The sequence below is a fragment of the Lysinibacillus sp. FSL M8-0355 genome, assembly GCF_038008985.1.
Lineage (GTDB): Bacteria > Bacillota > Bacilli > Bacillales_A > Planococcaceae > Lysinibacillus > Lysinibacillus fusiformis_D.
In genome coordinates, this window is sequence record NZ_JBBPAI010000001.1 from 1968996 (window position 1) to 1995631 (window position 26636).

A 26636-nucleotide genomic window follows, 5' to 3' on the forward strand; every position below is an offset into this window, starting at 1 on the left:
TATGAGTAAATTATCATGGTTTTACTATGCTACCAGCCTAATCATAACGGCTATCATTTTTAGTCTTATACATGTTTTCACTGAACCAATTGTGATAGGAAGCTCCAATGGTATAAGTAATGGTAATCCAGGACTCTTTCCCTTAGTATTTTTCACACCGTTCTTCATTGTTTCCATTATGGGTACATATAAACTTGCCAATAGACTGGCTCTAAAAACGATGAAGACGATGTCATTTTACAGCATGATAGTGCTATCCTTTCTGTTTCCAAGTATTGTCTATTCATGGACTTTGAAAAAAGCACAAGAGCTAAGAGTGTTCGTGTTTGAACATAATCAGTTAGTTACGAAAATAGCTGAAATTCCATTGTTGAACACTTATTCCAATTCTATTTTTTTTACTGGATGGACCTTCCTTGCGCTACATTTTACAGTCATTTGGATCGCTTATGTATTAGCATTTCTAAAGCATAAAGGTTAAACCGTTAGCCACTCCAAACAGTTGCAACCTTAGCTGAACCAGATAGGATGGGTTGTGGATATTAATGCTTCTACATTACAGTTTACTCGTTATCATCACTACTCTAGCACTCTGTGTGGGAACACAATTTCCTAGTATAAAATTGATTCGTTCAACATATACAAATAGTAGAGAACGTATTCCTTTTGACATAATAGAGGAGGATGTAGATGAGTAAACAAATGTCTATGTTTGAGCTTTTGGGAACACCAAAGACCGTAGATGAAGCTATCAAAAGTGTGGAAAAGAAAAATGTAGTCGTACCTCGTAAGGTGGGCTATATTGTGCAGCGATAAAACATGCCGTGTAACAGTAAATTAAAACGCTGTATTTGCTTTTATGAGTTACTTGTATTAAATTATAATAAGCTATTCATAGATTTTTAGAGAGGAGGCAAAATGTGATGGAAACTGTTTTCAGAAGAACTGCCGTTGAAGTAAAGACATTTTTACAATTAGATGATTACTGTTCAAAGGGACCAGTCTGCGATTTTTTAGAAAAACACCATATAGAACTCAGTAACCGGAAGCTTTTTGCCTTTGTATGTCATTCGTGAAATACGTATTTTAAAAACGATACAAAGTAATGCTTAGACGCCGGTTTTATGGCGTCTTTTTTGTTGTGATAAAACTTAGAGAGGGTGAGCAAATTGCTGAAAAAACTAAGGCAATTAAGGGATGTTTCAGTGTTCCAAGCGCTTCTAATTTAGCAAAACAATTAGAAGCGAGGAATTTTAACTATGAAAAAACAACCCATTTTTACTACATCATTTCTTTTTCTATTTATAAGTAATTTTTTCATTTTTATAGGATTTGAAATGTTACTGCCTATCTTACCGGCCTATTTATTAAGTATAAACGCCACTCCTATGCAAGTAGGTTTGGTAACGACGGTATTTACACTAGGCGCCATTATAATAAGACCTTTTATAGGTTATTATTTAATCGATCATAAGCGAAAACATCTAGCTATTGGGGCGGGCATCATGTTGCTGATGATTACAATGTTATATCCTTTTCTTAGCACGATTTGGATTTTCCTATTGTTACGGTTTTTCCATGGAACAGCGTGGGGGATTTCTACTACAGCCAATAGTACAATGGCTGTAGATATCATTCCTAAAGCTAGATTAGGAGAAGGAATGGGTTATTTCTCGGTTTCAACAACAGTAGGAGCTATTGTTGCACCAAGTTTAGGTATCCTTATGTATAATTCCTTTTCCTTCCATACACTGATTTGGTCATCTGCATTACTCTGTTTATTTGCGGTTATAATGCTTCCATTTATTCATTCAGCTACACCTAAACAATTTGACAAGCAGCCATTTCGATTTATGGAAGCGATTTTTGAAAAAGATGTATGGTTTCAGTCTTTATTGACTGTAGTGACGACGCTTGGTTTTGGAGCCGTCATTACATTCTTAGTCCTTTTCGGAGAGCAAAAGGGATTAGATCATATTTTTCTATTCTTTTTTATCAACGCAATTGTTTCCACTTTATTACGTCCATTTACAGGAAAATGGTTTGATAAAAATGGACCATGGTCTATTATCATTGTGTCAGCAACACTTGGTTTCTTATCACTAATTGTGTTGTCCTATACAACAAATAATCACACTCTTATTTTGGCAGCCATTTTATTCGGTGCAGGTTATGGGACCGTTATGCCATGTTTACAAACATGGACTGTTCAAAAAGTAAGTGAAGCCAAAAGCGGTGCAGCTAATGCTACTTTTCTTTCAAGCTTTGATGTTGGTGTTGGCGTTAGTGCATTTTTCTTAGGGATTTTAGCAGAATGGATGAGTATAGCAATGATTTTCCGTCTTGTTAGCTTAAGCTTTCTTATTGTTGTCCTGTTAGTATACTACGATTACATTACCAATAAGAAAATGAACCAGTAATATAATAATAGGGACCAGTCTCAAATGTCTGGTCCTTTTACTATGAATGATAAAAATAAAGGAAGAAAGCAGGGAATCCTGTTTAAAAAACAGAAACTAGCTAAATGCCATAATTTATAAGAAACGGTGAAGGAGGCGCGTGTTATGCAAATGGCGAACGGGATAGCAATGCTGGAACTCCATTATCAGGGCTTTGTGATTCATCCTACATTGGTGTGGGACCAGGACATGGCGGTGTTGATTGACACTGGTTTTCCTGGGCAAATGGAAGAGCTGCATGAGGCGATAGTACAGGTGGGTGTGTCGTTAAATCAGCTCAAAGCGATTATCTTAACGCATCAGGATGTGGATCATATCGGCTGTCTACCTGATTTATTACAGGTGTGTGGGCCACATGTTCAAGTATATGCACATGCTCTCGACAAGCCCTATATTCAAGGAGAGCTGCCGCTAGTAAAAGATGGACATTTAGAGAACCCTCCGAAGGGTAAGGTGGATGTGGTGCTGAGTGATGGTGAAGAACTACCATTTTGTGGCGGGATTCGTGTTATTCATACACCAGGGCATACACCAGGTCATATTAGCCTGTATTTAACACAGAGTAAAACATTGGTGGCGGGTGACGCGATGTATAGTGTAGACGGTCATATTGAGGGCGTTCATGAACCAACTGCATTGGACGTAGAAGAAGCTCGTCAGTCTTTACAGAAATGCCTAGATATCGACCTTGAAGCGGTGATTTGTTATCACGGAGGCATCAGTAGGGGAGCAGTCCTTGAACAAATGAAAAAAATATTGTCATGATAAAAAGACCACGCCAAGAAGGGTGGTCTCTTCCATTATTCGGCGATGGTCTCTTCAAATGTTTTACGACCAGGGCTTACTTTATTAATATGAATATCGATTTTACGGATGGAATCCTTCGTTAATGGGATTTTGCCATCCTTTTCTAGTTTCTTCCATGCCTTTACATTATCGCGGTAGAGGTATTCTGATAAGCGAAAGACATCCGCATCCATTTTCAAGCCTTCCTCGAAGGTAGCCATAATTTCATCTTTGACTGCTTTTTCTACTTTTTTTCTTACTTGATCGGGTGTCAGCTTCCCTTTAAAGCCATTTAAAATTGTGTTGAATTTTAAATACACCTCAAATTGGACTTGATTGTTTTGGACGATAGGTTTGACATCGACATCTAACTTTTGAATATCGACAGTTAAGAAATCACTTTTCTCGTTATTTTCCAATTTAACAGTGATTTCCCCTTGCTTTGTTTCATCGTTCATCCATTCAATACCGCGAGCGGCTTTACCTTTAATATAGCCTTTAAAACTATCCTTTGAGAGGATACCGACACCTGCAAAAACGGTTTCTGTTTTGGTACCATCTATGGTTTCCCAGTTTTCATTGACAGTTACGTAAGGGATTTTCATTTCATGGTTTGGCTCATTTAAGCCAATCACTAGCTGTCGCAAATTAACAGGCTCTACAAAGGACTCCTGCTTAGCCGTATTTTTAGGCTTACTTAATTTCGCGGCAGTCGGTGACTTCTCTAATAAAGGAGAAACTAATAAAACATCCTCGATTGGGTCTTGTGTACAGTAGACCCAAATATGATATCTCGTTTCACGAAAGCGTAAAAAAGTATCGATTACAGCAATGGCATGCTCATCCTTCATCGCATTCTCTGAGAAAAGAAGATAGGTCATATGCCCCCAAAATACTTCTTGGTCCATGGAACGATATAATTTGTAAATCGCTTCTTCTATTGTTTTTCCCTTCGCTTGACCAATTTCTGTAGGTGAGGCTTGAGGGTTAGATTGTTCTGTTTTCGCTACGTTGGCAAAGTTGATAATTTGTAAGTACACAGTATATTCATTATCCTTATAATCAACCCCAACACCTTGCACATAATACATTCGTTGAGGCTCTGTAACATCCCAGCAGCCTGACATGAGTAGTGTAGTCGTAAGCATTAAAATAACAATCGCAATATTTTTTTGACTCATATGTCTCCCTACTTTTTCTAGTTCATGTATAGTAGTTTGGACAAGAACACATGGTATTATAAGTACAGATTATGTAGGAATGACAAAAGAAAGTGCTATCCCCAGTCAATGTGACATGGTGACAGCACTTGTTGTTTTAGTGGAAATATTTTTCGACACGTTGAATGACGTCATTTGCTGACAAGCCATCTGCATCAATGACAGGGCCTGCCATGACAGGATCACTAATGCCCATCACGTCTCTGTCCTGACCTGTAATGATACAAGCATCACATTTTTTGGCATCCTCTTCATTGCGAAGCTGGATGACCTCATAGCCTTTTGCTTTTAAAGCATCCTCGATATTAGATAATGATTGTTCCACACCAATAATTCTAGACATTTTTTTGTCCACCTCCTATAAATAATGTGCCATTTCAGCTTGTTCATTATTCATATTATTTTTTAGGGGAGATGGATGATGTCTATGCATTTGTCTGTAATAGTGGTTGTGTACTACATCTAAAAGAACCACCAAAGCTTCGGGAGATGTTAAAATCAATGTATTCTACAGTGACACCTCTTTGTACTAATTGCTCGCCAATCCATGTAAATTCTTTATCTGTAATGTAAACCTCTTCATTGATAGGGAGACCGTTTGTTGCAAGTCGTGAGGCATCTTCTAGGGAAACATGAATTTTATCCCAACCCTTCAGCTGTTCGGGGATTCCCTCTAAGAAAGCATCCTCGCAGACAATCATCAGACCATCCCTTACCAAACTAAGTGCACAGTCTAGATGGAGAATCGTTGGATGAAGTGGAACCTCGACCACTGTAAAATCAAAATGACTGGCTAAATTACGCAGCCACTGCACGCCATTTTTATTGGAGGCTAGCCCTGAATTTCCTACGAAAATCGTTTTATCTAGCACTAACACATCGCCACCCTCTAAAAATGGGCCAGCCTCAGAATCCAGCCCGTCTGCGATATCAGGCTTTGGAATGGACACATAGAAACATTGGTTATCGTTTGCTTCCTGAGCTAAAAGATTACGCACTGGCAAGATTTCGTTCCGTCTATGAGGAAATCGAAGGGAGCCTTCAATTAAAAAATGACCGATAGTGAAAAAGGGATCACGAACAAAGAAATTGCTATAGCCATCCTCTTGTCCTAGCTCTTTTTCATAATCTGTTAAAAGTCGTGGCACCTGTACTTCCACACCATATTTTTCAAGTACCCTTTTAAAATTTGCTCGTTCTAATTCCCATTGCTGCTGTCTTTCTGGAAAGACCTCTTTGAAGTTTTTACCGAGCGTATCAACGCCTGCATAAATGGCTAGCGTTTCTTCTGTTAAAAATTCGTCATCTGTTGGATTGCCTGTAGCGGGAAAAGCAAACTCTGATTGAGCCATAACAACTCTTTTTAACGGAGCAAACTCACTTTTTACAAAAATATTCGTCATAGTACGACCTCCTGTTATATCATTTAGAGAAAATAGTGAAATTTTTTCCTGCGTTGTTCCATATCGTAAGGGATATAGTTACTACATAGTCAAGAAAGGTTGTAGGGTGGTGAAAAGATGGGCATTGCAGAAGTGTTGACCATAGTCTTTGTCGTTTTAAAGCTAACAGATGTGATTGCTTGGTCGTGGTGGGTCGTTTTATTACCAGCCATACTCTCATTCAGTTTGTATGTCATTGTGGTAGTAATAAAGCTTATGACGGTCCTTATTGCGGTAATCGCTGTTAAAAGGCGGGAAAAAAGGGTGGATCAATAAAACAAGGAGAAAATCGAACAAATTCGAAGATCACCTTATTCGTTGAAGTAGCTTGATTTCATAGTCAAAAATTATTGCACACCGTTCCTCTGGATTCGCTAAAGAAAAAATGATAGAAGCATCTGTATGAGGGAATGAACTTCTTTTTCATTACGAGCTTATCTAATATCGAGATCAGTTACGCTGTTTCCGCTGGATCAGTATAATACGATTTTTCCCTCGTATCTGAAATTAATACAGTATTGACTTCAGATATAGCATCATACTAGTGGTCTACGATAAAATGATAGTAAATAGTAATCGGAAAATAACCAAGTCCATCTTCTTTTAAGAATCGCGGTCGCCTCCCAGTTCTTGCGCCAATATAAATTAATTTTGGAAGTGGGGGAATGATGTTGTCAAAAACTTCAAAGTGGTAAGATCAGCCCGCCTAGGGCCAACCTTACCACTTCACTATTTGCTTAATTCATAGGTTTTCACAGCCGGAGCAACAAAGCTTTCACATTTATCTAAAAGCGTTGCAGTGTCTTCAGCGACAATTAATGCTTCACGATTTTGAGCTTTTAAAAATTGTTCATTTTGCATATGGTCAAAAAATGAGATTAATAAATCAAAATAGCCTTCCATATTGAAAATCGCACAAGGCTTTTGAAGCAGCCCTATTTGATTCCAAGTAAACACTTCGAAAAATTCCTCTAAAGTACCAGGACCACCAGGAAGGGCAATAAAGCCATCAGCTAGCTCCATCATTTTACTTTTCCGTTCATGCATCGTGTTCACAACAATCAGCTCGGTTAAGTGCTGATGCGCAATTTCACGTTCTTCTAATAATGTAGGAATGACCCCTATAACCTTGCCACCTTCTTGTAGCACGGTATTCGCTACTGTAGCCATGATGCCAACTGAAGCACCACCATAAATAAGGGTAATTTGTCTTTTAGCTAATTCTTTTCCTAGTAGAATCGCACCTTCACGATAAGCATCAGAAGCGCCAAGACTTGATCCGCAAAATACAGCAACACTGTTCATAGTAGATTTCCTCCATAACTGATTAAATTCTTCTTGTACCGAAAGCAGTGTAAACGCCCGTTGAACTTAGGGAATAACGTAAAAACGCCACGCCTTTAGTAATGACAGTCTCATGCTGTTCCCAAAGCCTCCCATGGGTAGCATAGATTTTAACAAGGGCTTTGGCTAAGGCACAAATAATAGTATAATTTATTTTGAAGAGGAAGGAAATGGAGGAAAAGGAATTGGAACTAAATGAATTTCAACGTTGGGTAAAGGATTATTATGAAGCACGAGGCTGGTCAGAGCTCAACATTTTTACACGTATTGGCTTCTTGGCAGAAGAAACTGGTGAGGTAGCGAGAGCCATTCGAGCGATCGAGATTGGTAGAGATCGACCAGATGAAAAAACACAATCCTATGAGGAACATAAACAAGAGCTTATTGAAGAGCTAGGGGATGTACTAGGCAATCTTATTGTCATTGCCAATCAATATGATATTCCATTAGAAGAAATATTTGCGGCTCATCAAGACAAGCTAGTAAAACGCTATCAGGACTAGGAGGAACTCGATGGAATATCAAGTTGAGGTTTTACATAAACAGCATGAAGCGTTTACGAATTTTTTAAGTGAAAAAATTCGCGCCTATAATAATGAACATTCCTCTTATCATCGTGCAAGTAGACAGCAGGGGGCAATCCAACCATTGCAATTGATAGTCACAGATTTACAGCAGCAATGGGTAGGTGGTATAACGGCTGAAGTCTACTGGGGATGGGTGGAAATACATAAGTTTTGGTTTAGTGAAGAGTATCGTGGAAAAGGAATTGGCACAAAGCTCCTAGCCAAGGCAGAGTTAGTAGCAAAGGAAATGGGTGCTACAAAAGCTCTGCTGACAACCTACGAGTTTCAAGCTCGCACATTTTATGAGGCACAAGGCTATCAAGTGGTAGGAGAAATTAAAGATTATCCACCAGGTAGTAGTTATTATACGATGGTGAAAAATCTAGTGTAAGAGCGGTCAATGAGGATAGAAGCCGGCTTTAATTGACATCTCCTAAATAAATCGCTGTTTGTTGTCCTTGGATAAAGTGCTGTAGAGGGCGGATGAATGCTTTAGGATAAAATCTATAAGTGTGTAGCTCTTCTATAGGTATCCACTGTGTGCCGATTTGATGTTGATCTGGATTGGTTGGCTGACAAACTTGCCCATTGAATTGACATTGAAAATAATATTCTACCTGGTGGACATTTGCGTCAAAGGCGGCATGCTCATGATTTTTTCCAATATATTCTCGTATAAAAAGAAGCTCTCCAATCTGAACAGAGGAGCCGATTTCTTCGAGGCATTCTCTTTGCAGTGTTTTAGGGAATGTCTCACCATGCTCTTGTCCACCACCTGGGCAAAGATAAAAATAGCCCTCGTCATCTTGATTTTTTATTAGCAATATATTGCCATCAACGATAATGATGGCTTTTACAGAATTTCTAATCATAGGTATCTCCTTTGGATAGTTATTTTTCGTGGTCATGACTAAAATGCTTCATGAATGTCTACCTTAGTAAAAAGGGGAGATCAAGCGTGTATTCAATGTCCAATTTTAAACTACTTGTCGAAAAACAGGCTGAAATCGATACAATTTATCAGCGTTGTGATGATTTAATTGAGAAGACTGTTACACCGCAATTAGATGAAAAAGTAGAGCAGTTTTTAAAGATGGTCGAACAACATTTAACAAAGCAGGGCTTTAAGGTTACGAATACATCCACAGGTGTAATTGCCAATTATCAAGAAGCCGTCATTAATGTAGATAAACATTCCAAGCATTTGGAAGAATGCTTTTTTATCAATTTAAATAGCTATGCTGAGGATCAAGTATCCATTGTTTTGAACATCTCACCCACGATGCTACCGAAAATATCTAATCAACTCGATGGCTACACGGATATTATCGAGCAAATGACCGATAAGCTAAAGCAAGCCAAAAGTCTAGAAAAAGCCTGTACGAATCCAACATTTCTTTATAAAACGCAAAGCAATAAGGTTTTTCATTCGGCACAGGAAGTATTGGATTATTATTTTCAATAATGTCGTCAATAGGAGAAGCCACCTTAATTATTCAAGGTGGCTCATTTTTATGCTGACGATAAGATGCCCGCTTTCATCGATTATCGTATAAATTTTCTCCCATAAAGCCACATCGTCAGGGATAGACCTAAGAAATAGAGTGGCATTGTTAATAAAGAACCGTTGTGTAGCAAACTCATACCCGTTGTGATGGCACTGACTAATAGGTAATAGCCGAGACTAAAAATCGCGCCTGCTGTCCCAATAACATCCTGAAAGTCTACTAGTGCAAGACTTAGGCAGTTAGGAAGTGCCATGCCAGAGCCGAGCAGTAGGACGAAAACGGTCAGCAAGATGCCGATTTCTACGAGTATTGCATGCAGTGGCATCAAACAAACGATAGTCAACAGCACAGCACCCAAAAGCATCACCAGACAGCCGAGGTGAATGATTTTTTGCGGTGGATGGTTGATGACCAGTCGTTTTGAAATCATGGCCCCTATGATAGAAGCCAATGCCACGATGATGCCAAGAAAACCGTATAGGCCTGGTGACATTTGAAAATGACCAATGAAGATAAAGGGTGCTTCGGCATAGTAGCTAAATAGTACACCATTGATGCCCCCAATCAGTAGTCCATAGACAAGAACGGTTGGCGAAGCAACAATGCGTTTGACGACAGGCCAAATCGCTATTCGTTGTCTTGCGGCTGGATCTGTTGTTTCAGGAAGTCTGTAATAAGCATACATGAACAACAAGATACTCATCACCACAAGGACAAAAAACACGGCTCGAAAGCCAAGTGCTTGATCGACCCAGCCACCAATCAACGGCCCTACCGCAGGGGTAAAGGCAATGACAGCTGAAATTTGTGCGAACATAGCATGTCGCTGGCTACCTGCTACGCTTTCACGCAAAATGGTCTGTGTAATAATGGAGCCAGTGGCAGCCCCAAACGCTTGAATAAATCGACTTGCAATTAGAAAAGGAATCGTCTCTGCGTAAACACAGAGCAAGCTCCCTATACCGTAAAAAAGGAGACCGGCTAACATGGCAGGTCGACGGCCAATGAAATCAGAAATCCATCCCCAGCAAAAAACACCTAATGCAAAGCCAATAAAATAGATGCTTAAAGTTAATTGGACAGAACTATTGGATACACCAAGTGCAGCGGCAATATCCGGTAGAGATGGTGTGTATATCGTTTCACTAATTTGTGGAAATGCCACAAGAACAATCATTAATAATAAAGATGGTACTGCCTGTTTTTTCAACATATTGCCCTCCTACAAGCAAAATCTACTTTGTTCGTTACAAGTAGATAGCGTAGCTAGGGAAACGGCGGGACCATTATAAGTATACGTTCATAGGATGTCATGTTGAAAATCACCTTTATCTATACTCAGCAAAAATGGTATACCGAAAAATACGGAAGCTGAGCTGTAATGGATATGCATGTAGTAGGAGTGCATAGTCTGATTACTATTATAAGCTATTTTATAATACCTTTATAGTAATAATTGCTAATCTTATCAATTTTTAAGAGATAGAGCTAGTGTCAAAAAGGATTTTGAAGGTGGATTAGAGAAATGGTAATGGGTGGTAGAGGAGGAGAAGGGAATGTTTCCAGTTTTAGAAACGGCAAGACTTAGGTTAAGAGAGCTAACTTTAGAGGATGTACCAGCCATTTTCCGCTGCTTTTCGAATGAGGCTGTAACACGCTATTATGGGCAGGAACCCTTTGTCGATACACAGCAGGCTGAACAGGCTATTAAGCAGTTTGCTAAAAACTTTGAACAAAAAAGAGGGATTCGTTGGGGCATTGAACGCAAAGATTCGAATGAAGTCATTGGTACGATTGGCTTCCATTTATGGTCGGCTGCGCATCATCGAGCAGAAATTGGCTATGAAATTCATCCCGATTACTGGCGACAAGGTTATATAAAAGAAGCCGTGCAAAAAGTGATAGCCTATGGCTTTCAGGACATGAACCTGAATCGCATTGGAGCTGTTGTCTTTTTAGAAAATGAAGCTTCCAGTCAACTATTGATGAAGCTAGGGTTCCAACAAGAAGGCATCCTAAGAGACTATATGTATCAAAATGGGCAAGCCTATGATACATTCATTTATTCTTTATTAAAAAAGAAAGAATAGTGCCAATTTTTATTTTAAAAGAATGATATTTAGTGAAAAAAAGGATGATAAATAATGATTTAGGCTGAGTTTCGATGCTGCTTTTTTCGGCTATAGTACTAATATGAACAACAATTCATTTGTTCGTGTAAAAAGTATGTGACGAGGGGCTGGGTGTTATGGAGCAATATAGCGCAGCTTATTTTCAAAAGCTAGATTTACTAGCAAGCTTATACGCAGGGCATGCCGCTTTAAAGGATTCAATATCAACAGAGAAAGTCAACCAAATGGAGCGCTATCAACAAATCGAAGCGGCAATTGCCAAGCTAAATAATGAAATAAGACTGATTGAACGGACTATTTTAAAGTCCTCAAGAAATCGTTAATAGCAGCTCAACCCATGCGTGTACATGCATGGGTTTTTATCTGTAGAGGGGAGAAAACATTGCAACATGCATCGATGAATAGAAGATCTTATTGTTGTATAGTTAGAGATCATTTCTAAGATAGACAGAAAATTCATGGAAGGAAGCATTAACAACCCATATTCCTTTTCAACATGTGGCACAGGTGGTTGATATCTGCTGTGGAGGCGGCATCTATACCAAGTCACTTATCAATACGAGGGTATCCTCTGTAACAGGAGGAGATTTTTCACAAGCCATGATAGAGGGGCAAAAGAAAATTGCCGAGCTTATCCACAATTTGTCCAAGGGGATACTTTAGCAGCAGGCCATGCAGAAAATACTTATGTTGTTGTGCTTAAACGGGTATTGATACATTATCTAAAAGATCTCAACGCATTCTTTCAAGAGGCTTATCGTCTCTTACGGAACAAGATCGTACCCTAGAAGATTGCATTCTTCAAGGAGATACACATCCTATAAGAAGGTATTTCTTTGAAAGCTTTCCATCGCTCATTCAAAAGGAAGTGGTGCGTCGACATAGCAGTCAGGTAGTAATAGAAAGCTTAAAAGAAGTAGGTTTTCATGAAATTAAGGAAATCACACTCTAGGAACAAGACAGGTTCATACCAATAAGGAGCATTTGTAAGGAAGAACGAGACATAGTCTTTTGCATGAATTAAATGACGTATAATTATCGGCCCTTCTTGAGGATATAAAGAAGGCCATTACCATAGAAGGATCTATCTTTGAAAAGGATCGCTGGACAATTTGGATTGCTAGAAAAAAGAAATAAGATCCATTTACTACTATAAATAGTAAAGAAATGTAGAAATTTAAGAGAAAGGAGAATAATGATAGTACGCTTAAGATGTAAAAGTCTACTTATAAGAAAAAATGTGGAAAATAGACGAAAAATATATATAATTTTTAACAGATAGTATAGTAAATGGAAATGCTGTGAATTGTAATCGCTATTATTATAACTATAGGGGGTGAGGATGATGTAACCACTATTCTTCTAGTTGTTGTATTAATTTCCTTAGTCAGTGACAAACCTAAATTAAAGGAGAGGGCAAAATATGTCAAAATTTAAACATGTATTAATGGTAAGTGCTTTATCACTAGGTTTTTTAGGAGCAATGAATGGAGAAGCGTTAGCAAAGGATCCACAAACATTTACAAATTTCACAGTTACATATTCTGGGGCTGAGAAGTTTGCTCCTTACTCAGTAAGACATTCTGATACTGACGCAATTGTTAATCTAGCAAACGACTCGGGTACTGCATGGATTACTGCGACAATGAAAAATTCTAATGATGTTTATCGAGGAGGAACGACTCTTCAACGAGGCGAAAGAAAAACGTTTGCAGCTGTAAACGCAGCAGTTAACCATCAGTACAAGTTAGGACTTCGAAAAACAAACGACACTGGTGGCGGTTCAGTGACAATTAGTGGTTCATGGGCGGCAAGTAACTAAGCCAGATTTAAATATCGTCCAACTAGAGATAACCTAGTTGGACGATATTTTATCTATTTATGTAATGGAGACAGGAGGTTGTTTTATGCCTAGTTTAAAAGTTAAAAGCAGATACATATTACTGAATGTCCTTTTTCTTGTTGGAGGACTAGCCTTATCGTGGGGCTTTGCCAGTCATTTTTTTGAGATTCTAACAATGGACTATAATGCGGAAGATTTAGTTGGTACAAAAGAAGAAATTAGACGTAATTTTATTTCCCAAATTTCAACGTGGGAAATATTTGTAGACTCTTCTATGTTTTATTTGATTAATTTTATTCCTGCCTTATTTATTTTAACGACTTTAGGTTTGTTTTCGGAGAAAAGGAGCTTATATGTTTTTGGAAGGAATCGCTATAAATCTTTAAAAAAGGCGATTTACAAAGATGTAATTCAATATGTGTTACTCTCAACAAGCATCGTTGTAGGCTCATTTCTTATTTTTTATTCAATTGGAGCCATATTTGTCTATCGAAGTATTGAGAATATAGGTGGTTTTGCATCAATGCTTCCTAAAGACTTTTATAGTAATCATCCCTATTTATTTTTTATTTTCATGACTTGCACCATATACTTGGCACTAGCATTTGTATTTAGCTTATTATCTTGTGCTTTAATACTATTAACAGATCGTGAATATAAAGTTATTTTATTAGTAGTAGTTATTTATTTTGTATATGGGAGAATTGGAAGTTATACAGGAAGTGTATGGTTTGATATTTTTGCAAGTTTCACGGCATTTAATACTTTATACACGACAGTGGAAGTTTTTCTGCCACTGATTCTATTATTCATTATTTCTTTATGTTTACTTGTAGTTGGTGTCAATAAAACTGTACGCAATATGGAATATTAGGAAGTGAGTTAGATGGAGGCAAAAGGAAAGCTAATCAAATATGGCGTGATTATTCTTTCTGCACTTACATTGGGGTATATCAATTTTAAACAAGGGTTTCAAAAGATCATTATCTACATGGATGACTATGATGTAATTTTACCGAAAGAGGCGGTATTTGATAGAATTTTTATCAATATCAATTTCTCAATGTACGAATATATGGAAGGGAATAGCCCGTTTCACTATATAGGACCATTTATGTTTTATTTATTGGCTATATTTTGGGGGGCATATCACTTTTTATTGTTAAAAAAAGGCTATTATCAATTCGTTTTCCTTCGAGCCCATACAAAAAAAGAAGCATTTAGATTTATTAAAGGATCGTATATAAAAAATAGTATCGTATTTATTTTTGTTTACTATGTTTCAATTTTCGGTTTTATTTATACAATAAATAGCTTGGAATTTCTAGATGTGCAAACACTCCTGTTAAAAATGATCTTTTTAGCCCTAACGAGTGTTCTATTAGTGATTGGCCTAACACAATTAATGTTTTGTATTTATTTAAAATTTAATGAGGTTATCGCATTATTTGTAATGTTTATAGGTATTCTTTGTCTATTTGCAATAAATCTAAATATCAATGGACTAAGTCTTGTTTTTATAGGAGAAGATCCTTTCTTTAAAAGTGGTATTACTTTAGGGGTGCTTATCATTGTTGTTTCAAAAATTATGCTAAGGAACGCAAAATATGAAATAGGGTAGGGAGTCAGCGTCATGATTGAAATAAAAAAAGTTTCTAAAAGTATAAAAGAACAAACGATTTTAAAGAATATTACCATTACAGTTAAAGATGGTAATTGTATAGGTTTGGTTGGTCATAATGGTTCGGGCAAAACAATGCTGTTAAAGGCAGTTAGTGGTTTTACAAAAATTGATTCAGGAGAAATTTGGGTTGACGGTAAACAAATTGTTTTTGGTAAAGAATATATCAAAAATACAGGTATTATCCTTGAACAACCTCCGTTTATTACATATTTAACAGGCTTAGAAAATTTATTAATTTTAGCAAATATCCAAAAAAAGATTACGAAAGAGGACGTCATACAAACCTTAAAAAAAGTCGGATTAAGCGAAGCTCAAAATAAAAAGGTACGAAATTATTCATTAGGCATGAAACAACGATTAAGAATTGCACAAGCCATTATGGAAAATCCACAAATTCTGATTTTAGATGAACCGTTTAACGGGTTGGATAAGGAATCGGTAAAAGAAATTCAAGAGCTTTTGATTGAATATAAAAATAAAGGAACCACAATTTTATTAACAAGTCACGATGAACGTCATATTGATTACCTATGTGATCAAGTATACGAATTAGAACGAGGTGAACTAGTTGAATAAATTAAAGTATTGTCTTGTAGTTGGAACATTGTTATTAACCGCATGTGCACCGTATGGGGTGAAGGGAAATCCTCATAATACGTCAACAACTGAACAGACTTCTGATGATCAGACAGATGAATCACTTGCCAATCTGAAGACTTTCCCCATGACAATAGGGGAATTTGAACGTCATGTACAAAAATATGATGTTTCTAAGTTTCTGAGCGAAACAGAGACGGGTTATGAAACTGGTAAACAAATTATGATAATTGAATATAAAAACAATCACAGTAAAGAGAATGATAAATTAGGAAACATTAATATTTTGATTAACCAACCTGGAAAAAAACTAAGTGAGATAGAGGACGATGTACTGCGTTTATTTGAAGTACTATTTACATCGCTGAATGTTTCATATGAACCAGAACAGTTAATCACGAATATAAAAGCAAATCAAATCAAACTTTTAAGTTCCGAAGAAATTGAATTGGAGTTAACAAATTATGTTGATGATATCCAAGTAATTATTGAACCCAAGTAAATAAGCAGCTGTAGGGCAAAAAATTTATAAGCTGACCTAAGTGAAGCTTAAAAGTAATATTCAAAGTGGGTGAATGAATCACTAAGTACAATTATGCTATCGACAATTTAGAGTTAGATTAATATGGGGTGATTGATTGCAGTTCTTTGCCTATGAAGAAAAGTTGTTAAATAAATTTATAACAGATTCGATGGATTCGAAAGAGCAAGTAAAGTTGAAATTCGGATTTTATATCGTAGCAGATATTATTAAAAAAGGCTTAGTTGTTTATATTTTAGCGGCTTTACTAGGAGTATTTTTGAAAGTGTTAATTGTCCATTTTAGTTTTTTATTCCTCCGACAGGTGACTTACGGATGGCACAGTCGTACAAATAAAGGGTGCATTTTGGGAAGTGTGTTTGTATTTGTAATTTTCCCTTACTTTTTAAATCTTGTTGATTTGTCAGCAACTATGGTTTATGGAAGTAGCTTAATTGTCATTGCTTCAATTTATTTAATAGGACCTCTTGGAACACTGATAAATCCAATTCAAGATGAAAAAAAAAACTTTTACAAAATAAGCTTCTAATACGATTATTTTTATTATTGATTCTCATGGTTGTCATTCCTCTAGGAGTGTTTCAGTACATTCTTATTGGTATAACTATTCAATTGACAACATTACTTATTCAAACTTTAAAAAATGGAGGTGTTACGTATGGCTAAATTTTTTATCAGAACTTTACGTAGTTTATTTTTATATTTAGGAGCTTTAGGAGCCTCTCAGATGTGTTTTGGTTATCTTCATGAAGTATCAGTACCAGAAGATTTAAAAGAAGATAGAATATTATGAAAATTGATCTAACCCCTTTTATACTTTATTATGTATAAAAGGGGGATTTTTCAAAATGTTGCACGAATGGACCATCAACCTTATTAATTTACCTATACAGTATGCTTTATTAATGGCCTCTTTTTATTACTTAGTAAATGAACGGCCATCATGGAAAAGAGTTTTATTCAGTTCACTAGTTATCTTTCTTCCATCAGTATTTCGATATCAAATGATATTTTGGAGCGGAATACTTTATCTACTAGTTGGAATGACTATCTTCTTTTTATGGGGGAATCCAAAAACAAAATGTCTGTTTTATTGGGGGATTGTTATTATTGTCGCTATAATTTCTGATCATTTGGCTACAATTATTATTTTCAATCTGTCATTTAAGGATGAATTATTTCAATTTTTTTTAAGAACAGTTGTATTTATCTGTATACATATTTTCATCATTTACCTATTGTCCTTACTAATTAAAAAGATATACTTCAAATTGCCGAAAAAAGAAATTTGGCTGATTAATGTGGCTATAGTATGTACTATTGGTGTTTTTTATTTTAATATTTTTCGTGTATTTAAGTATTCGAAAATTGAAGTATTAAGGTTTAATACAATTTTGTTAACAGTATATTTTATATTATTAATAGTCTTAATTGGGATTATCATTAGTATTTATCTAAAAAAATATGAGTTAACGGTTAAGGAAAAGGAACTTTCAAACTTTAGCGTTTATATTCAATCTTTAGAGCAAGTGAATAAAGATATGCAAAAGTTTCGACACGATTATTTAAACATTTTACTTAGTTTGAAAGGCTATATAGCGGATAAAGATTGGGAAGGTTTAGAAACCTACTTTGAACAGGGAATTTTAAAGTTTGAACAAAAAACATTGGAGAGTAATAAAATTCTAGCCCATTTAAACAATATCCAAAACCTTGCATTAAAAGGTTTAATTTTCAATAAGGTAAGTAGTGCTATTGAACAAAATTTGAAAGTATCACTAGAGGTTCCCAATCCGTTAAAGTTAGAGGAAGATTTGATTGATTTAACTCGAATTTTAGGTATTCTACTGGATAATGCAATCGAGAATTGTGTAGAAGATCGTCAAGAATTTATTCAACTGGCTGTAATAGAACAAAAGGATTCTACGCTTTTTGTTATTCGAAATAAAATGAATAAGAAAGTTATTGATATAAATAAACTTTTTTGGGAGGGGTATACCACTAAAGAGCAAGGTCATGGCTTAGGATTGAGTACCGTGAAAAAAATAGTAGATTCCTCGTCAGATATGTTACTAAATATAAGCGTAGAGGATAATTGGTTTAATGTAGAGTTGTTGATCTTGCGTCAGCAGAAGACTTCCTCCTTTAAAGGGAGGAGATGAATACTTGTTTTGCTTTTTCAGTGGGTCTTCAAGCCAAACACTAGCTGAAATAGGAGTACCGTTAAAAAGCGCATAATTTGAGGTAATGATGGGTGTTACCCACATCATCTCATTAAACCATCATTATTAGCTCTATAAAATGTGCGTAGCTACCTTACTAACCTACGTAATGGATAAAAGGAGAGAAATTATGAAAGTGGCAATCTGCGAAGATAATGTAGTATTTGCAAAGCAAGTAGAATCCTATATTAATAATTATACGTTTATTGAGGAAAACGGTATTAAAGTAGTATTAAATACGGCATCTCCAGAAGAGTTAGCAAAGTTTATTCAAAAAGAACAGGTGGATTGTTTCTTTTTAGATATTGATTTCGGTACAGCTATAAACGGACTAGAATTAGCGAAGATCATTCGGGCAGCTCTACCTTTAGCAAGTATAATTTTCATTACTACACATAATGAAATGCTGCACTTAACATTTAAGTACCAAGTAGAAGCCCTTGATTTTATTATAAAAGACGAGGAAGAAGACTTGCAGCATAGTATTATCAGCGCTCTAAATTCTGCTTTTACAAAATATCGAAATATAGGTGAACGACTTGACACCCACTATTTTCAAATTAAGGTAGGTGAATATGTAAAAAATATAAATTTAGATGATATTTTATATTTTAAAGCTGCAGATGTCCCTCATAAATTGACTTTATCGACAAAGCAAGGGTTTTATGAGTTCTACGCAAAATTGAATGAGATAGAAGAGAAGGAGGGTTTTGATGAAATATTTTTTCGCTGCCATCGTAGCTACTTGATTCAATTGAATAATGTCCTCGAAATAAATTGGAAGTCAAAGATGATTATTATGCTAAATGGCGACAAGTGTCCTATTTCATTCCGAAAAGTTAAACTTTTAAAGGAAAAATTAACAGCATTTAAGTCATGATAAATCTTTCTCAAAGAGCCGTTTCTCATTTCTAGTCAAAACGTAAGGCGGAACATGCATTTTCTTTATTAACCATTTGGATAATTATAAAAAATATCTATGAGACCGTCTGTATCTGTATGTTTCGTCACCGCCCTTCGTTACACAAAAAACCCTCATAGACTAGCTATAAGGGCATATATCCTTTATTCTTGAACAAGCGTCAGTAAAAATTGATCGCGTTCTGCTTCCTCTTGCATTTTACTATCAATAAGCATTGCACCAGATTGGACATTTGTGATGGCATTGTCTACAAGAAATTGCACATTGACCTTGGCTATTTCATTGTCAACGGGGCAATCCCCCTTGAACTCTACGACGTCCTGTCCCTTTTGTGTTTCAAAATAAACCCAATATGGATTTTCACAGGCAGCGGCAAAGGCACTTTCTAATGTTTTTGTACTATTTTCATACGTATAGTTTTGTACATATGTAATATATTCATTGTTTGTAATATCCTTTTGTGGGCCATAAAAGTACCAAAATACCCCTAAAATACCGATAGGCACAATCCATAATATATTCCTTTTACTTAATTTCCCCATGCTTTGCTTCCCCCTTTATGTGAATATTTTAACATCTTCTTTTGCATTTTTGCTAGCTTACGATAATATTTTCTATAGAAGGCCGTGATTCTGTTCATAGCGTGAGCTTTGAATTCAAGTGGCAGTTATGATAACGTTAGTTGATAGATTTGTTTCGAAGTCGCCATTTTGTTTGGTGAAGGAGGTTTTTGCATGCATAAAAGAAGACGTGGTTTGCTCCTAGTTCTCGTGCTGATATTACTGGGTTTGTTCTTTTTTCTCGGCACAAAAATGCGGCCGGCCACACAAACGACAAGAAATTCTGAGCCATCCCCAGTCCAAGAGGAAGTATCTGAACAAGAGGGGGTGTCAGAAAATGTGGAGGTCATCCTACAGGACATAGCTAGTTTAGCACTAGAAGGAAGAGTCCCTTATGTGCCGTTTGCAGCAGGTGAGGCGGATCAACAAGTGGTTCATCAGCAATGGGGGGAGCCTCAGCAAGTAACGGAGTCAGTGAATGGACGATATGAAGCTTATCAGGATGTGACGATTGGCTTTCAAGGTTCACATGCTTTTGATATTCGTTCATTTAAAGAGGATATCAAGAAAATTCATTTAGCCGATATTAAAAATAAGTTAGGTGAACCCGATGAGGTTCGTTATTATCAGGATACAACGACCAATCAAATCATTCTTGTCTACCAAGTGAATGCCGACTATCAATTAAAATGGATTTTACCAAAACCGACTGACAGTGATCCTAATCCTGTCGTTCATCATATTTCGGTCTATACTGAATTAAAGCAACAAGCAGCTGATACGGTCAAGCAGATGACATTGGACGAAAAAATTGGTCAAATGATGTTTGCAGGTGTGTCAGGTACGACGCTTCAGCAGGACACAACAAGCCTCATTCAAGATGACAAAGTGGGCGGTTTGATTCTTTATGGTAATAATCTTGAAACCCCTCAGCAAACAGTCACATTGATGAATGACTTAATGGCTGCCAATACCAATAATCAGGTGCCCCTTTTCATAGGAACCGACCAAGAAGGTGGGAAGGTGGTTAGATTACCAGGGCCTTTAAAAAACTTCCCAACGAATAAAAGCATTGGGGATATCAATCAATCCCAATTGTCATTTAAAGTAGGTCAATTGCTAGGGGAACAATTAAAGGCATTTGGCTTTAACCTTGATTTTGCCCCTGTACTAGACGTCAATAGCAATCCGAATAATCCGATTATCGGAGATCGCTCGTTTTCGAATCATCCCGATATTGTCAGCAAATTAGGCATTCAGACAATGAAAGGGCTAGAGTCCAAGCAAGTAATTCCAGTAATCAAGCATTTCCCTGGGCACGGTGATACTTCCGTGGATTCCCATTTAGAATTGCCAAAGGTGACGAAAAGTTTGGCCGATTTAAAGCAACTGGAGCTTATACCCTTTAAAGATGCCATTGATAACGGTGCCGATGTGGTCATGGTTGCTCATATTTTATTACCAAAGATTGACCCACAATACCCTTCATCGATGTCGAAGGAAGTTATCACAGGTATGTTAAGGGAGCAGCTAGGCTTCGATGGGGTTGTTATGACAGACGATATGACGATGAAAGCTATCACGAATCATTTTGCTATCGGTCAAGCGGCTGTAGATTCAATCAAGGCTGGCAGTGATATTATATTAATCGCCCATGAGTACACGAATGTCGCATCAGCCATAAAAGCTGTGAAGGCAGCCGTCCATGATGGAGACATAACAGAGGAGCGCATTAATGAGAGTGTCCGTCGAATCATGCAGCTAAAACAAAAGTATCAGCTTGTCAATCAACCCGTGACAGCAGTTGATATCAACAAGCTCAATACAGACATCGAAAACGTATTCAATATGTATAAATAAAGATGGAGAGGGACATACAGCAAGTAATGTATGTTCCTTTTTGTGAATGATGGATAAGGGTGAGAACGTGGATAAGGAATTCAAATTAGCTAGTCGATTATTAACGCTGTTAGATGCTGAACAAAGATGGTTTACTTTAGCGGAGGTTGGAAAAAGTTTACATGTTTCAGATAAAACCATCCGTAAGCTAGTAGAGGAGATCAATAAGCAATTGCCATCTGCGATGATTATTGAAGTGTCTAGAGGAAAGGGAATCTTTCTACAACGCGATGGGCGAAGTACAACAGTTAGTGAAGTGGTTTCAAGCATGCTTAGACAAACAATCTTCTATCGACTAATGCATTTATTGTTTACAAATGGGCATCAATTCACCATGGAGGAGCTTGCAGAAGCTATGTTTATGAGTACCTCATCTTTGAAGAAACTGATTATGCAATTAAATAATCACGATTTGAAGCCATATAAGCTACGAATTACATACTCGACGCCAGCCGTAAAGGGAAATGAATTGAATATCCGCTATTTTTACTGGAAGTTATATGGTGATGCTTATGAGTTTACAGGATGGCCATTTACGAATAGTGACTTTGATTTTATCAATCAATCCATTACGAATATAGAGAATGAGAAGAACATTGTTTATTTTATCAATTCCAAACGGAAATTATCGTTTTTAATAGCGATTGTACTTGAAAGAGTGAGAAAAGGGAACTATGTCAAAATTGCTGAGGGTGATTATCTTTGGGAAAGTGGGATTTTCTATTTGCCAGTAAAAGACTTTGCGCTGGCACTGGAAGAAAGATTCTCTATAGAATTACCAAAAAGTGAATTGTTTTTCATGCAATCCCTATTTAGCCTAAGCCAATATCATTATTATGAAGGGTCTGACATGACGCCGGAGAAAGAAATTGAATTGTACAAGAATAAAGAAGTCGATCAAATGGCGCAGCAGTTGTTAACAATATTGGCCAAGGCTTACCCCAATCTAGATAGGCAAGAGCGTTTTATCTTGGAAGTATATGAGTTTCTTGACAAGCTTTTAATCGATAACGCCATTCCTGAATGGTTGACGATTGCAAAAAGTAATTTAACAAACTATGTTCAAATCGAGTGTCAGCAGATTTATCAAGATATGCAGAACTGCATGCAAAAGTGGCAAAAAACATACCCTTCTGTCCTGTATAATGACTTTCATTTAACCAAACTCACCTTACTTGTTCGTTCAGGACTACGCTATAAAAGTAAACGAGCCTTCTTGGTCATTGGTGAGGAGTTTTCTATCCGTCATTATATAGCTAATTTGATAAAAAACGAAATTGGAGACCAACTCATTATTAATACTTCCATTATGAAGGGGCTAACCGATGAAATGGTGGAGCAGCATCACATTGATTTTGTCATAAGTAATTTTCCTGTTGCCTTAACGACAGTGCCCGTTGTTATTATTTCAACGATCCCTTCAAAAAGGGATTTAGATAATATTCGCCAAGAATTGCTTCAGTAATTTGGTCAATTATTTCCTGTACACTACGTAACAATCTGGTCTAGTTTGTTATGATAAAAAAATCTTATACTCATAGTAGTTTCTGAACCGATTTCTTTTAAGAGAAATTGGTTTGGAAACAGCTATGGGTTTTTTTGATGGCAAATGAAAACGTTTACCTTATGGAATTTGAGATAAATAGTTGGAGGGATAAAGATGAGTAGGCATTTAGGTGCAAAAAAGGGAGAAATAGCAGAGCGTGTGCTGCTTCCTGGAGATCCTTTGCGTGCAAGATTTGTAGCAGAGCATTTTCTAGAGAAGGCTTATTGCTATAACGAAGTAAGAGGGATGTATGGTTACACAGGAATGTACAAAGGTGTGCCGATTTCAGTTCAAGGTACTGGGATGGGCAATCCATCGATGAGTATATATGGTACGGAATTGGTCAACGATTATGGCGTTAAGAAACTGGTTCGTATCGGAACATGTGGTGCGATGCAAAAGGATATTAATATCCGTGATATTATATTAGCCCAAGCAGTGTCCTCAGATAGCAATTTGACGGAGAAAATATTCTACGGTAATAATTACGCACCAACAGCAGATTTTTCTTTATTAATGAAGGCGTATCAACAAGCACAAGACAAAAAAGTAAATGTCTTTGTTGGCAATATTTATAATTCTGATGAATTCTATCGTGAAACACTAGACAGGCTTCATAAGTTTATGGAATTCGGTGTGTTAGGTGTAGAAATGGAAAGTACATCCCTCTATACTTTAGCTGCTAAATACGGGGTAAAAGCATTATCTATTTTGACGGTAGGTAGTCAATTATTAACAAATGAAAGCTTATCTCACGAGGAAAGTGAAAAGTCCTTTTATGAAATGGTGGACATTGCACTTCAGACAATCATCGATGAGTAATGCAATAGTAATCGTAAGAAAAGGGGAAGACCGTAATGAAGGCAATATTGTCTGGATTACAGTGGATGGTATTTATGCTCGCTGGTGCTATCGCAGCGCCGATTGCTATCGCAGATGTATATAATCTAACACCTATTGAGACGTCTGGGCTAATCCAAAGTACGATTATTACTTTAGGGATAGCTGGTTTTTTACAAGGGCTGATTGGTCATAAATTACCAATCCATGAAGGGCCAGCTGGTTTATGGTGGAGCATTTTTACCATTTATGCGAGTTTGGTAGGGGTATTATATTCTTCTCACATGGCTGCCTTACAAGCTTTATGTGGAGGAATGATTATAAGTGGTATTTTATTTATCCTACTTTCAGCACTTAAGCTAATGGATAAAATTGCTTGTTTATTTACACCGACCATCACTTTTATCTATTTGCTTTTATTAATCTTTCAATTAAGTGGCTCCTTTATGAAAGGAATGATGGGTATTTCGTCAAGCCACGCAACAGTAGATATTAAAGTATTTCTACTTAGTACGATGGTCATTTGTATCACCTTTTGGTTAGGCAACAATCGCTATACTATCCTGCGTCAATTTTCAATCATTATTAGTATATTGATAGGTTGGTTATTATTTGTGATTTTTGGTCAGACATCTGGGATTTCACAGGCAAATACGCTAGTTAAGCTCCCTGAATTGTTCCCATTTGGAAGGCCGAGATTTGACAGTGGCACCATCACTACAGCATTTTTGTTAGCATTGCTATTAATAGTTAATGCGATTGCATCAATCCGTTTGATGGAGACAGTCATGAAACAAAAACAATCAAGGGATGATCGCCGTTATTTGCGTGCTGGATTTATGTCAGGGATTACACAACTAATTTGTGGAGGCCTGGGTGCGATCGGCTCAGTGCCAATTTCGGGGGCAGCAGGATATGTTGAACAAACAGGTATGAAGGAACGCAGGTCGTTTTTAATTGGGTGTTGCTGCGTTATCTGTATCTCCTTGCTGCCACCCTTTATGAATATATTAGCGGGTATTCCAGCACCAATAGGCTATGCCGTAACATTCGTTATTTTTGTCAAGATGGTTGGAATCTCCTTGAAGGAATTGAAAATGGTTACGCACGAGGAACGAACGTATATCGTGAGTGGCGTATCTCTTTTAGTTGGTGTTGGTTTAATGTTTATTCCTTCATCTGCGACAAGCCAGTTATCTCCTGTCGTGATTGCTATTTTAAACAATGGGTTAATTTGTGGAAGTTTTTTAGCAATTATTTTAGAACAAGGATTAATCTGGAAGGAAAAACATTCGAGTAAGTCTATATCTTAAACAGAGTAAAACACGGAGGGGACAAGATGCATTATTTAATTTCTATAGTAGGACTCATGCTAGTTCTATTATTAGCATGGGTTGCAAGTAATAATAAGAAAAAGATTAAATATCGCCCCATCATGGTGATGATTGCTATCCAACTTATTTTAGGCTTTCTTTTACTTAAAACGGGTATCGGGGAATTTCTAATTAAAGGTTTTGCTGATAGTTTTGCAAAATTACTTAAATACGCCAATGAAGGTACTAATTTTGTATTCGGTGGGATGGCCAATGAAGGTGCACATACATTTTTCCTTTATGTATTAATGCCAATTGTATTTATGTCAGCAATAATTGGAATATTGCAACATTATAAAATCCTCCCATTTATTATTAAGTATATTGGTTTAGTATTAAGTAAAATAAATGGGATGGGTAAACTAGAATCATATAATGCAGTTGCAGCAGCTATAGTAGGACAAAATGAAGTATTTATTTCCGTGAAAAATCAAATTGGATTTTTACCGAAACATCGTCTGTATACATTATGTGCTTCTGCGATGTCAACGGTATCTATGTCGATTGTCGGCTCCTATATGACGATGTTAGAGCCTAAGTATGTAGTGGCAGCATTAATATTAAACTTATTTGGCGGTTTTATTATAGCCTCCATCATTAACCCGTATGACGTAAAAGCCGAAGAGGATATAATTGAAGTACAAGAAGGTGAAAAGCAAACCTTCTTTGAAATGCTAGGCGAATATATTATGGATGGGTTTAAGGTAGCCATCATCGTTGGGGTCATGTTAGTAGGTTTTGTTGGGTTGATTGCCTTGATTAATGGTTTATTTAGCGGTATATTCGGCATCTCGTTCCAAGACATCTTAGGCTATATCTTTGCTCCAATTGCCTTTGTCATGGGTGTACCTTGGCATGAAGCTGTCAATGCCGGAAGTATCATGGCGACAAAGCTTGTGGCAAATGAATTCGTTGCCATGCTGGATTTTGTTAAAATACAAGATAGTTTCAGTGAGCGCACAACAGCCATCGTATCTGTTTTCCTTATATCCTTCGCGAACTTTGGGTCCATTGGTACCATCGTGGGTGCGGTGAAAGGGTTAAATGAAAAGCAAGGGAATGTGGTTGCGCGCTTTGGATTAAAATTGCTATATGGTGCTTCACTTGTAAGTGTTCTATCAGCTATCATTATCGGCATTGTATTTTAAATAG

General features: G+C 36.8%; 32 protein-coding genes. 25 read left to right on the top strand and 7 right to left on the bottom strand.

Going from position 1 to position 26636, the window contains the following annotated elements; translation table 11 throughout:
* Window position 1: 1 nt before the first annotated feature.
* The 4 genes from MKY46_RS09440 (at window position 2) to MKY46_RS09455 (ending at window position 3224) form a co-directional block, all read left to right on the top strand.
* Window positions 2–481: a hypothetical protein gene (locus tag MKY46_RS09440; RefSeq protein WP_340834023.1), complete on the top strand. Its 480-nt coding sequence runs from the start codon at window positions 2–4 to the stop codon at window positions 479–481.
* Between the two features lie 209 nt (window positions 482–690).
* The gene (locus tag MKY46_RS09445; protein WP_255358833.1) at window positions 691–816 is read left to right on the top strand and encodes a hypothetical protein; all 126 of its coding nucleotides are present in this window, start codon (window positions 691–693) and stop codon (window positions 814–816) included.
* Between the two features lie 443 nt (window positions 817–1259).
* Window positions 1260–2420: an MFS transporter gene (locus tag MKY46_RS09450; RefSeq protein WP_058844979.1), complete on the top strand. Its 1161-nt coding sequence runs from the start codon at window positions 1260–1262 to the stop codon at window positions 2418–2420.
* 144 nt (window positions 2421–2564) lie between these two features.
* Complete coding sequence (locus tag MKY46_RS09455; RefSeq protein WP_036127524.1) at window positions 2565–3224, top strand: MBL fold metallo-hydrolase; 660 nt, start codon at window positions 2565–2567, stop codon at window positions 3222–3224.
* A 35-nt stretch (window positions 3225–3259) separates the two neighbouring features.
* Here MKY46_RS09455 and MKY46_RS09460 read toward each other — a convergent pair whose 3' ends face one another.
* The 3 genes from MKY46_RS09460 to MKY46_RS09470 form a co-directional block, all read right to left on the bottom strand.
* A complete protein-coding gene (locus MKY46_RS09460; protein WP_036127522.1) occupies window positions 3260–4426 on the bottom strand; it encodes a Ger(x)C family spore germination protein in 1167 nt (388 codons plus the stop codon).
* Window positions 4427–4562: 136 nt separating this feature from the next.
* Window positions 4563–4808, bottom strand: a complete 246-nt coding sequence (locus MKY46_RS09465) for a YkuS family protein (RefSeq protein WP_036127519.1) — start codon at window positions 4806–4808, stop codon at window positions 4563–4565.
* 82 nt (window positions 4809–4890) lie between these two features.
* Entirely contained in the window at window positions 4891–5868 is a 978-nt protein-coding gene (locus tag MKY46_RS09470; protein WP_340834024.1) for a dimethylarginine dimethylaminohydrolase family protein, read from the bottom strand.
* A gap of 117 nt (window positions 5869–5985) precedes the next feature.
* Here MKY46_RS09470 and MKY46_RS09475 point away from each other — a divergent pair, with 117 nt between their 5' ends.
* The gene (locus MKY46_RS09475; protein ID WP_036127503.1) at window positions 5986–6183 is read left to right on the top strand and encodes a Fragile-X-F protein; all 198 of its coding nucleotides are present in this window, start codon (window positions 5986–5988) and stop codon (window positions 6181–6183) included.
* A gap of 453 nt (window positions 6184–6636) precedes the next feature.
* Here MKY46_RS09475 and MKY46_RS09480 read toward each other — a convergent pair whose 3' ends face one another.
* On the bottom strand, window positions 6637–7212 hold the full coding sequence (locus MKY46_RS09480; protein WP_271913091.1) for an LOG family protein: 576 nt from the start codon (window positions 7210–7212) through the stop codon (window positions 6637–6639).
* 224 nt (window positions 7213–7436) lie between these two features.
* On the opposite strand from MKY46_RS09480, the gene MKY46_RS09485 reads away from it, so the two are divergent.
* On the top strand, window positions 7437–7754 hold the full coding sequence (locus MKY46_RS09485; RefSeq protein ID WP_036127510.1) for a MazG nucleotide pyrophosphohydrolase domain-containing protein: 318 nt from the start codon (window positions 7437–7439) through the stop codon (window positions 7752–7754).
* Between the two features lie 10 nt (window positions 7755–7764).
* A complete protein-coding gene (locus MKY46_RS09490) occupies window positions 7765–8208 on the top strand; it encodes a GNAT family N-acetyltransferase (RefSeq protein ID WP_082673767.1) in 444 nt (147 codons plus the stop codon).
* A gap of 28 nt (window positions 8209–8236) precedes the next feature.
* Here the strand turns inward: MKY46_RS09490 and MKY46_RS09495 are convergent, their stop codons facing one another.
* Window positions 8237–8689 (bottom strand): NUDIX domain-containing protein, encoded by a 453-nt coding sequence (locus MKY46_RS09495; RefSeq protein WP_036127498.1) that lies wholly within the window; start codon window positions 8687–8689, stop codon window positions 8237–8239.
* 95 nt (window positions 8690–8784) lie between these two features.
* Here MKY46_RS09495 and MKY46_RS09500 point away from each other — a divergent pair, with 95 nt between their 5' ends.
* Window positions 8785–9282, top strand: a complete 498-nt coding sequence (locus MKY46_RS09500; RefSeq protein ID WP_230593953.1) for a hypothetical protein — start codon at window positions 8785–8787, stop codon at window positions 9280–9282.
* Between the two features lie 80 nt (window positions 9283–9362).
* Here MKY46_RS09500 and MKY46_RS09505 read toward each other — a convergent pair whose 3' ends face one another.
* Window positions 9363–10535, bottom strand: a complete 1173-nt coding sequence (locus MKY46_RS09505) for a multidrug effflux MFS transporter (RefSeq protein ID WP_340835650.1) — start codon at window positions 10533–10535, stop codon at window positions 9363–9365.
* A 346-nt stretch (window positions 10536–10881) separates the two neighbouring features.
* On the opposite strand from MKY46_RS09505, the gene MKY46_RS09510 reads away from it, so the two are divergent.
* The 12 genes from MKY46_RS09510 to MKY46_RS09565 all read left to right on the top strand — a co-directional run bounded on the left by MKY46_RS09510 (window position 10882) and on the right by MKY46_RS09565 (window position 19224).
* The gene (locus tag MKY46_RS09510) at window positions 10882–11415 is read left to right on the top strand and encodes a GNAT family N-acetyltransferase (protein ID WP_036127478.1); all 534 of its coding nucleotides are present in this window, start codon (window positions 10882–10884) and stop codon (window positions 11413–11415) included.
* Between the two features lie 158 nt (window positions 11416–11573).
* A complete protein-coding gene (locus MKY46_RS09515) occupies window positions 11574–11780 on the top strand; it encodes a hypothetical protein (RefSeq protein ID WP_089932345.1) in 207 nt (68 codons plus the stop codon).
* Between the two features lie 243 nt (window positions 11781–12023).
* Window positions 12024–12245 (top strand): methyltransferase domain-containing protein, encoded by a 222-nt coding sequence (locus MKY46_RS09520; protein WP_230593952.1) that lies wholly within the window; start codon window positions 12024–12026, stop codon window positions 12243–12245.
* Window positions 12246–12880: 635 nt separating this feature from the next.
* Window positions 12881–13279 carry a hypothetical protein gene (locus tag MKY46_RS09525; protein WP_036127472.1) on the top strand — a complete coding sequence of 133 codons (399 nt, stop codon included), beginning with the start codon at window positions 12881–12883 and terminating at the stop codon, window positions 13277–13279.
* 85 nt (window positions 13280–13364) lie between these two features.
* Window positions 13365–14174 carry a hypothetical protein gene (locus MKY46_RS09530; RefSeq protein ID WP_036127469.1) on the top strand — a complete coding sequence of 270 codons (810 nt, stop codon included), beginning with the start codon at window positions 13365–13367 and terminating at the stop codon, window positions 14172–14174.
* A gap of 12 nt (window positions 14175–14186) precedes the next feature.
* On the top strand, window positions 14187–14921 hold the full coding sequence (locus tag MKY46_RS09535; RefSeq protein WP_036127466.1) for a hypothetical protein: 735 nt from the start codon (window positions 14187–14189) through the stop codon (window positions 14919–14921).
* A 12-nt stretch (window positions 14922–14933) separates the two neighbouring features.
* The gene (locus MKY46_RS09540; protein WP_036127463.1) at window positions 14934–15560 is read left to right on the top strand and encodes an ABC transporter ATP-binding protein; all 627 of its coding nucleotides are present in this window, start codon (window positions 14934–14936) and stop codon (window positions 15558–15560) included.
* On the top strand, window positions 15553–16083 hold the full coding sequence (locus tag MKY46_RS09545; protein ID WP_036127458.1) for a hypothetical protein: 531 nt from the start codon (window positions 15553–15555) through the stop codon (window positions 16081–16083). The genes MKY46_RS09540 and MKY46_RS09545 overlap by 8 nt, the downstream gene beginning before the upstream one ends.
* 163 nt (window positions 16084–16246) lie before the next feature.
* Window positions 16247–16651, top strand: a complete 405-nt coding sequence (locus MKY46_RS09550) for an accessory gene regulator B family protein (protein WP_340835654.1) — start codon at window positions 16247–16249, stop codon at window positions 16649–16651.
* 129 nt (window positions 16652–16780) lie between these two features.
* Window positions 16781–16915, top strand: a complete 135-nt coding sequence (locus MKY46_RS09555; RefSeq protein WP_196243770.1) for a cyclic lactone autoinducer peptide — start codon at window positions 16781–16783, stop codon at window positions 16913–16915.
* 55 nt (window positions 16916–16970) lie between these two features.
* Window positions 16971–18284, top strand: a complete 1314-nt coding sequence (locus tag MKY46_RS09560) for a sensor histidine kinase (RefSeq protein WP_340834026.1) — start codon at window positions 16971–16973, stop codon at window positions 18282–18284.
* A 190-nt stretch (window positions 18285–18474) separates the two neighbouring features.
* Complete coding sequence (locus MKY46_RS09565; RefSeq protein ID WP_036127449.1) at window positions 18475–19224, top strand: LytR/AlgR family response regulator transcription factor; 750 nt, start codon at window positions 18475–18477, stop codon at window positions 19222–19224.
* A 185-nt stretch (window positions 19225–19409) separates the two neighbouring features.
* Here the strand turns inward: MKY46_RS09565 and MKY46_RS09570 are convergent, their stop codons facing one another.
* Window positions 19410–19808, bottom strand: a complete 399-nt coding sequence (locus tag MKY46_RS09570; RefSeq protein WP_036127446.1) for a hypothetical protein — start codon at window positions 19806–19808, stop codon at window positions 19410–19412.
* Between the two features lie 192 nt (window positions 19809–20000).
* Here MKY46_RS09570 and nagZ point away from each other — a divergent pair, with 192 nt between their 5' ends.
* From nagZ to MKY46_RS09595, 5 genes are all read left to right on the top strand, one after another.
* On the top strand, window positions 20001–21686 hold the full coding sequence (gene nagZ, locus MKY46_RS09575; RefSeq protein WP_340834029.1) for a beta-N-acetylhexosaminidase: 1686 nt from the start codon (window positions 20001–20003) through the stop codon (window positions 21684–21686).
* A 67-nt stretch (window positions 21687–21753) separates the two neighbouring features.
* Window positions 21754–23190, top strand: coding sequence for a helix-turn-helix domain-containing protein (locus MKY46_RS09580; RefSeq protein WP_340834030.1), 1437 nt, complete (start codon window positions 21754–21756; stop codon window positions 23188–23190).
* Between the two features lie 195 nt (window positions 23191–23385).
* Window positions 23386–24093: a purine-nucleoside phosphorylase gene (gene deoD / locus MKY46_RS09585; RefSeq protein ID WP_036127436.1), complete on the top strand. Its 708-nt coding sequence runs from the start codon at window positions 23386–23388 to the stop codon at window positions 24091–24093.
* A 35-nt stretch (window positions 24094–24128) separates the two neighbouring features.
* Window positions 24129–25424, top strand: a complete 1296-nt coding sequence (locus tag MKY46_RS09590; RefSeq protein ID WP_340834033.1) for a purine/pyrimidine permease — start codon at window positions 24129–24131, stop codon at window positions 25422–25424.
* Window positions 25425–25450: 26 nt separating this feature from the next.
* A complete protein-coding gene (locus tag MKY46_RS09595) occupies window positions 25451–26632 on the top strand; it encodes a NupC/NupG family nucleoside CNT transporter (RefSeq protein ID WP_340834034.1) in 1182 nt (393 codons plus the stop codon).
* Window positions 26633–26636: the final 4 nt, after the last annotated feature.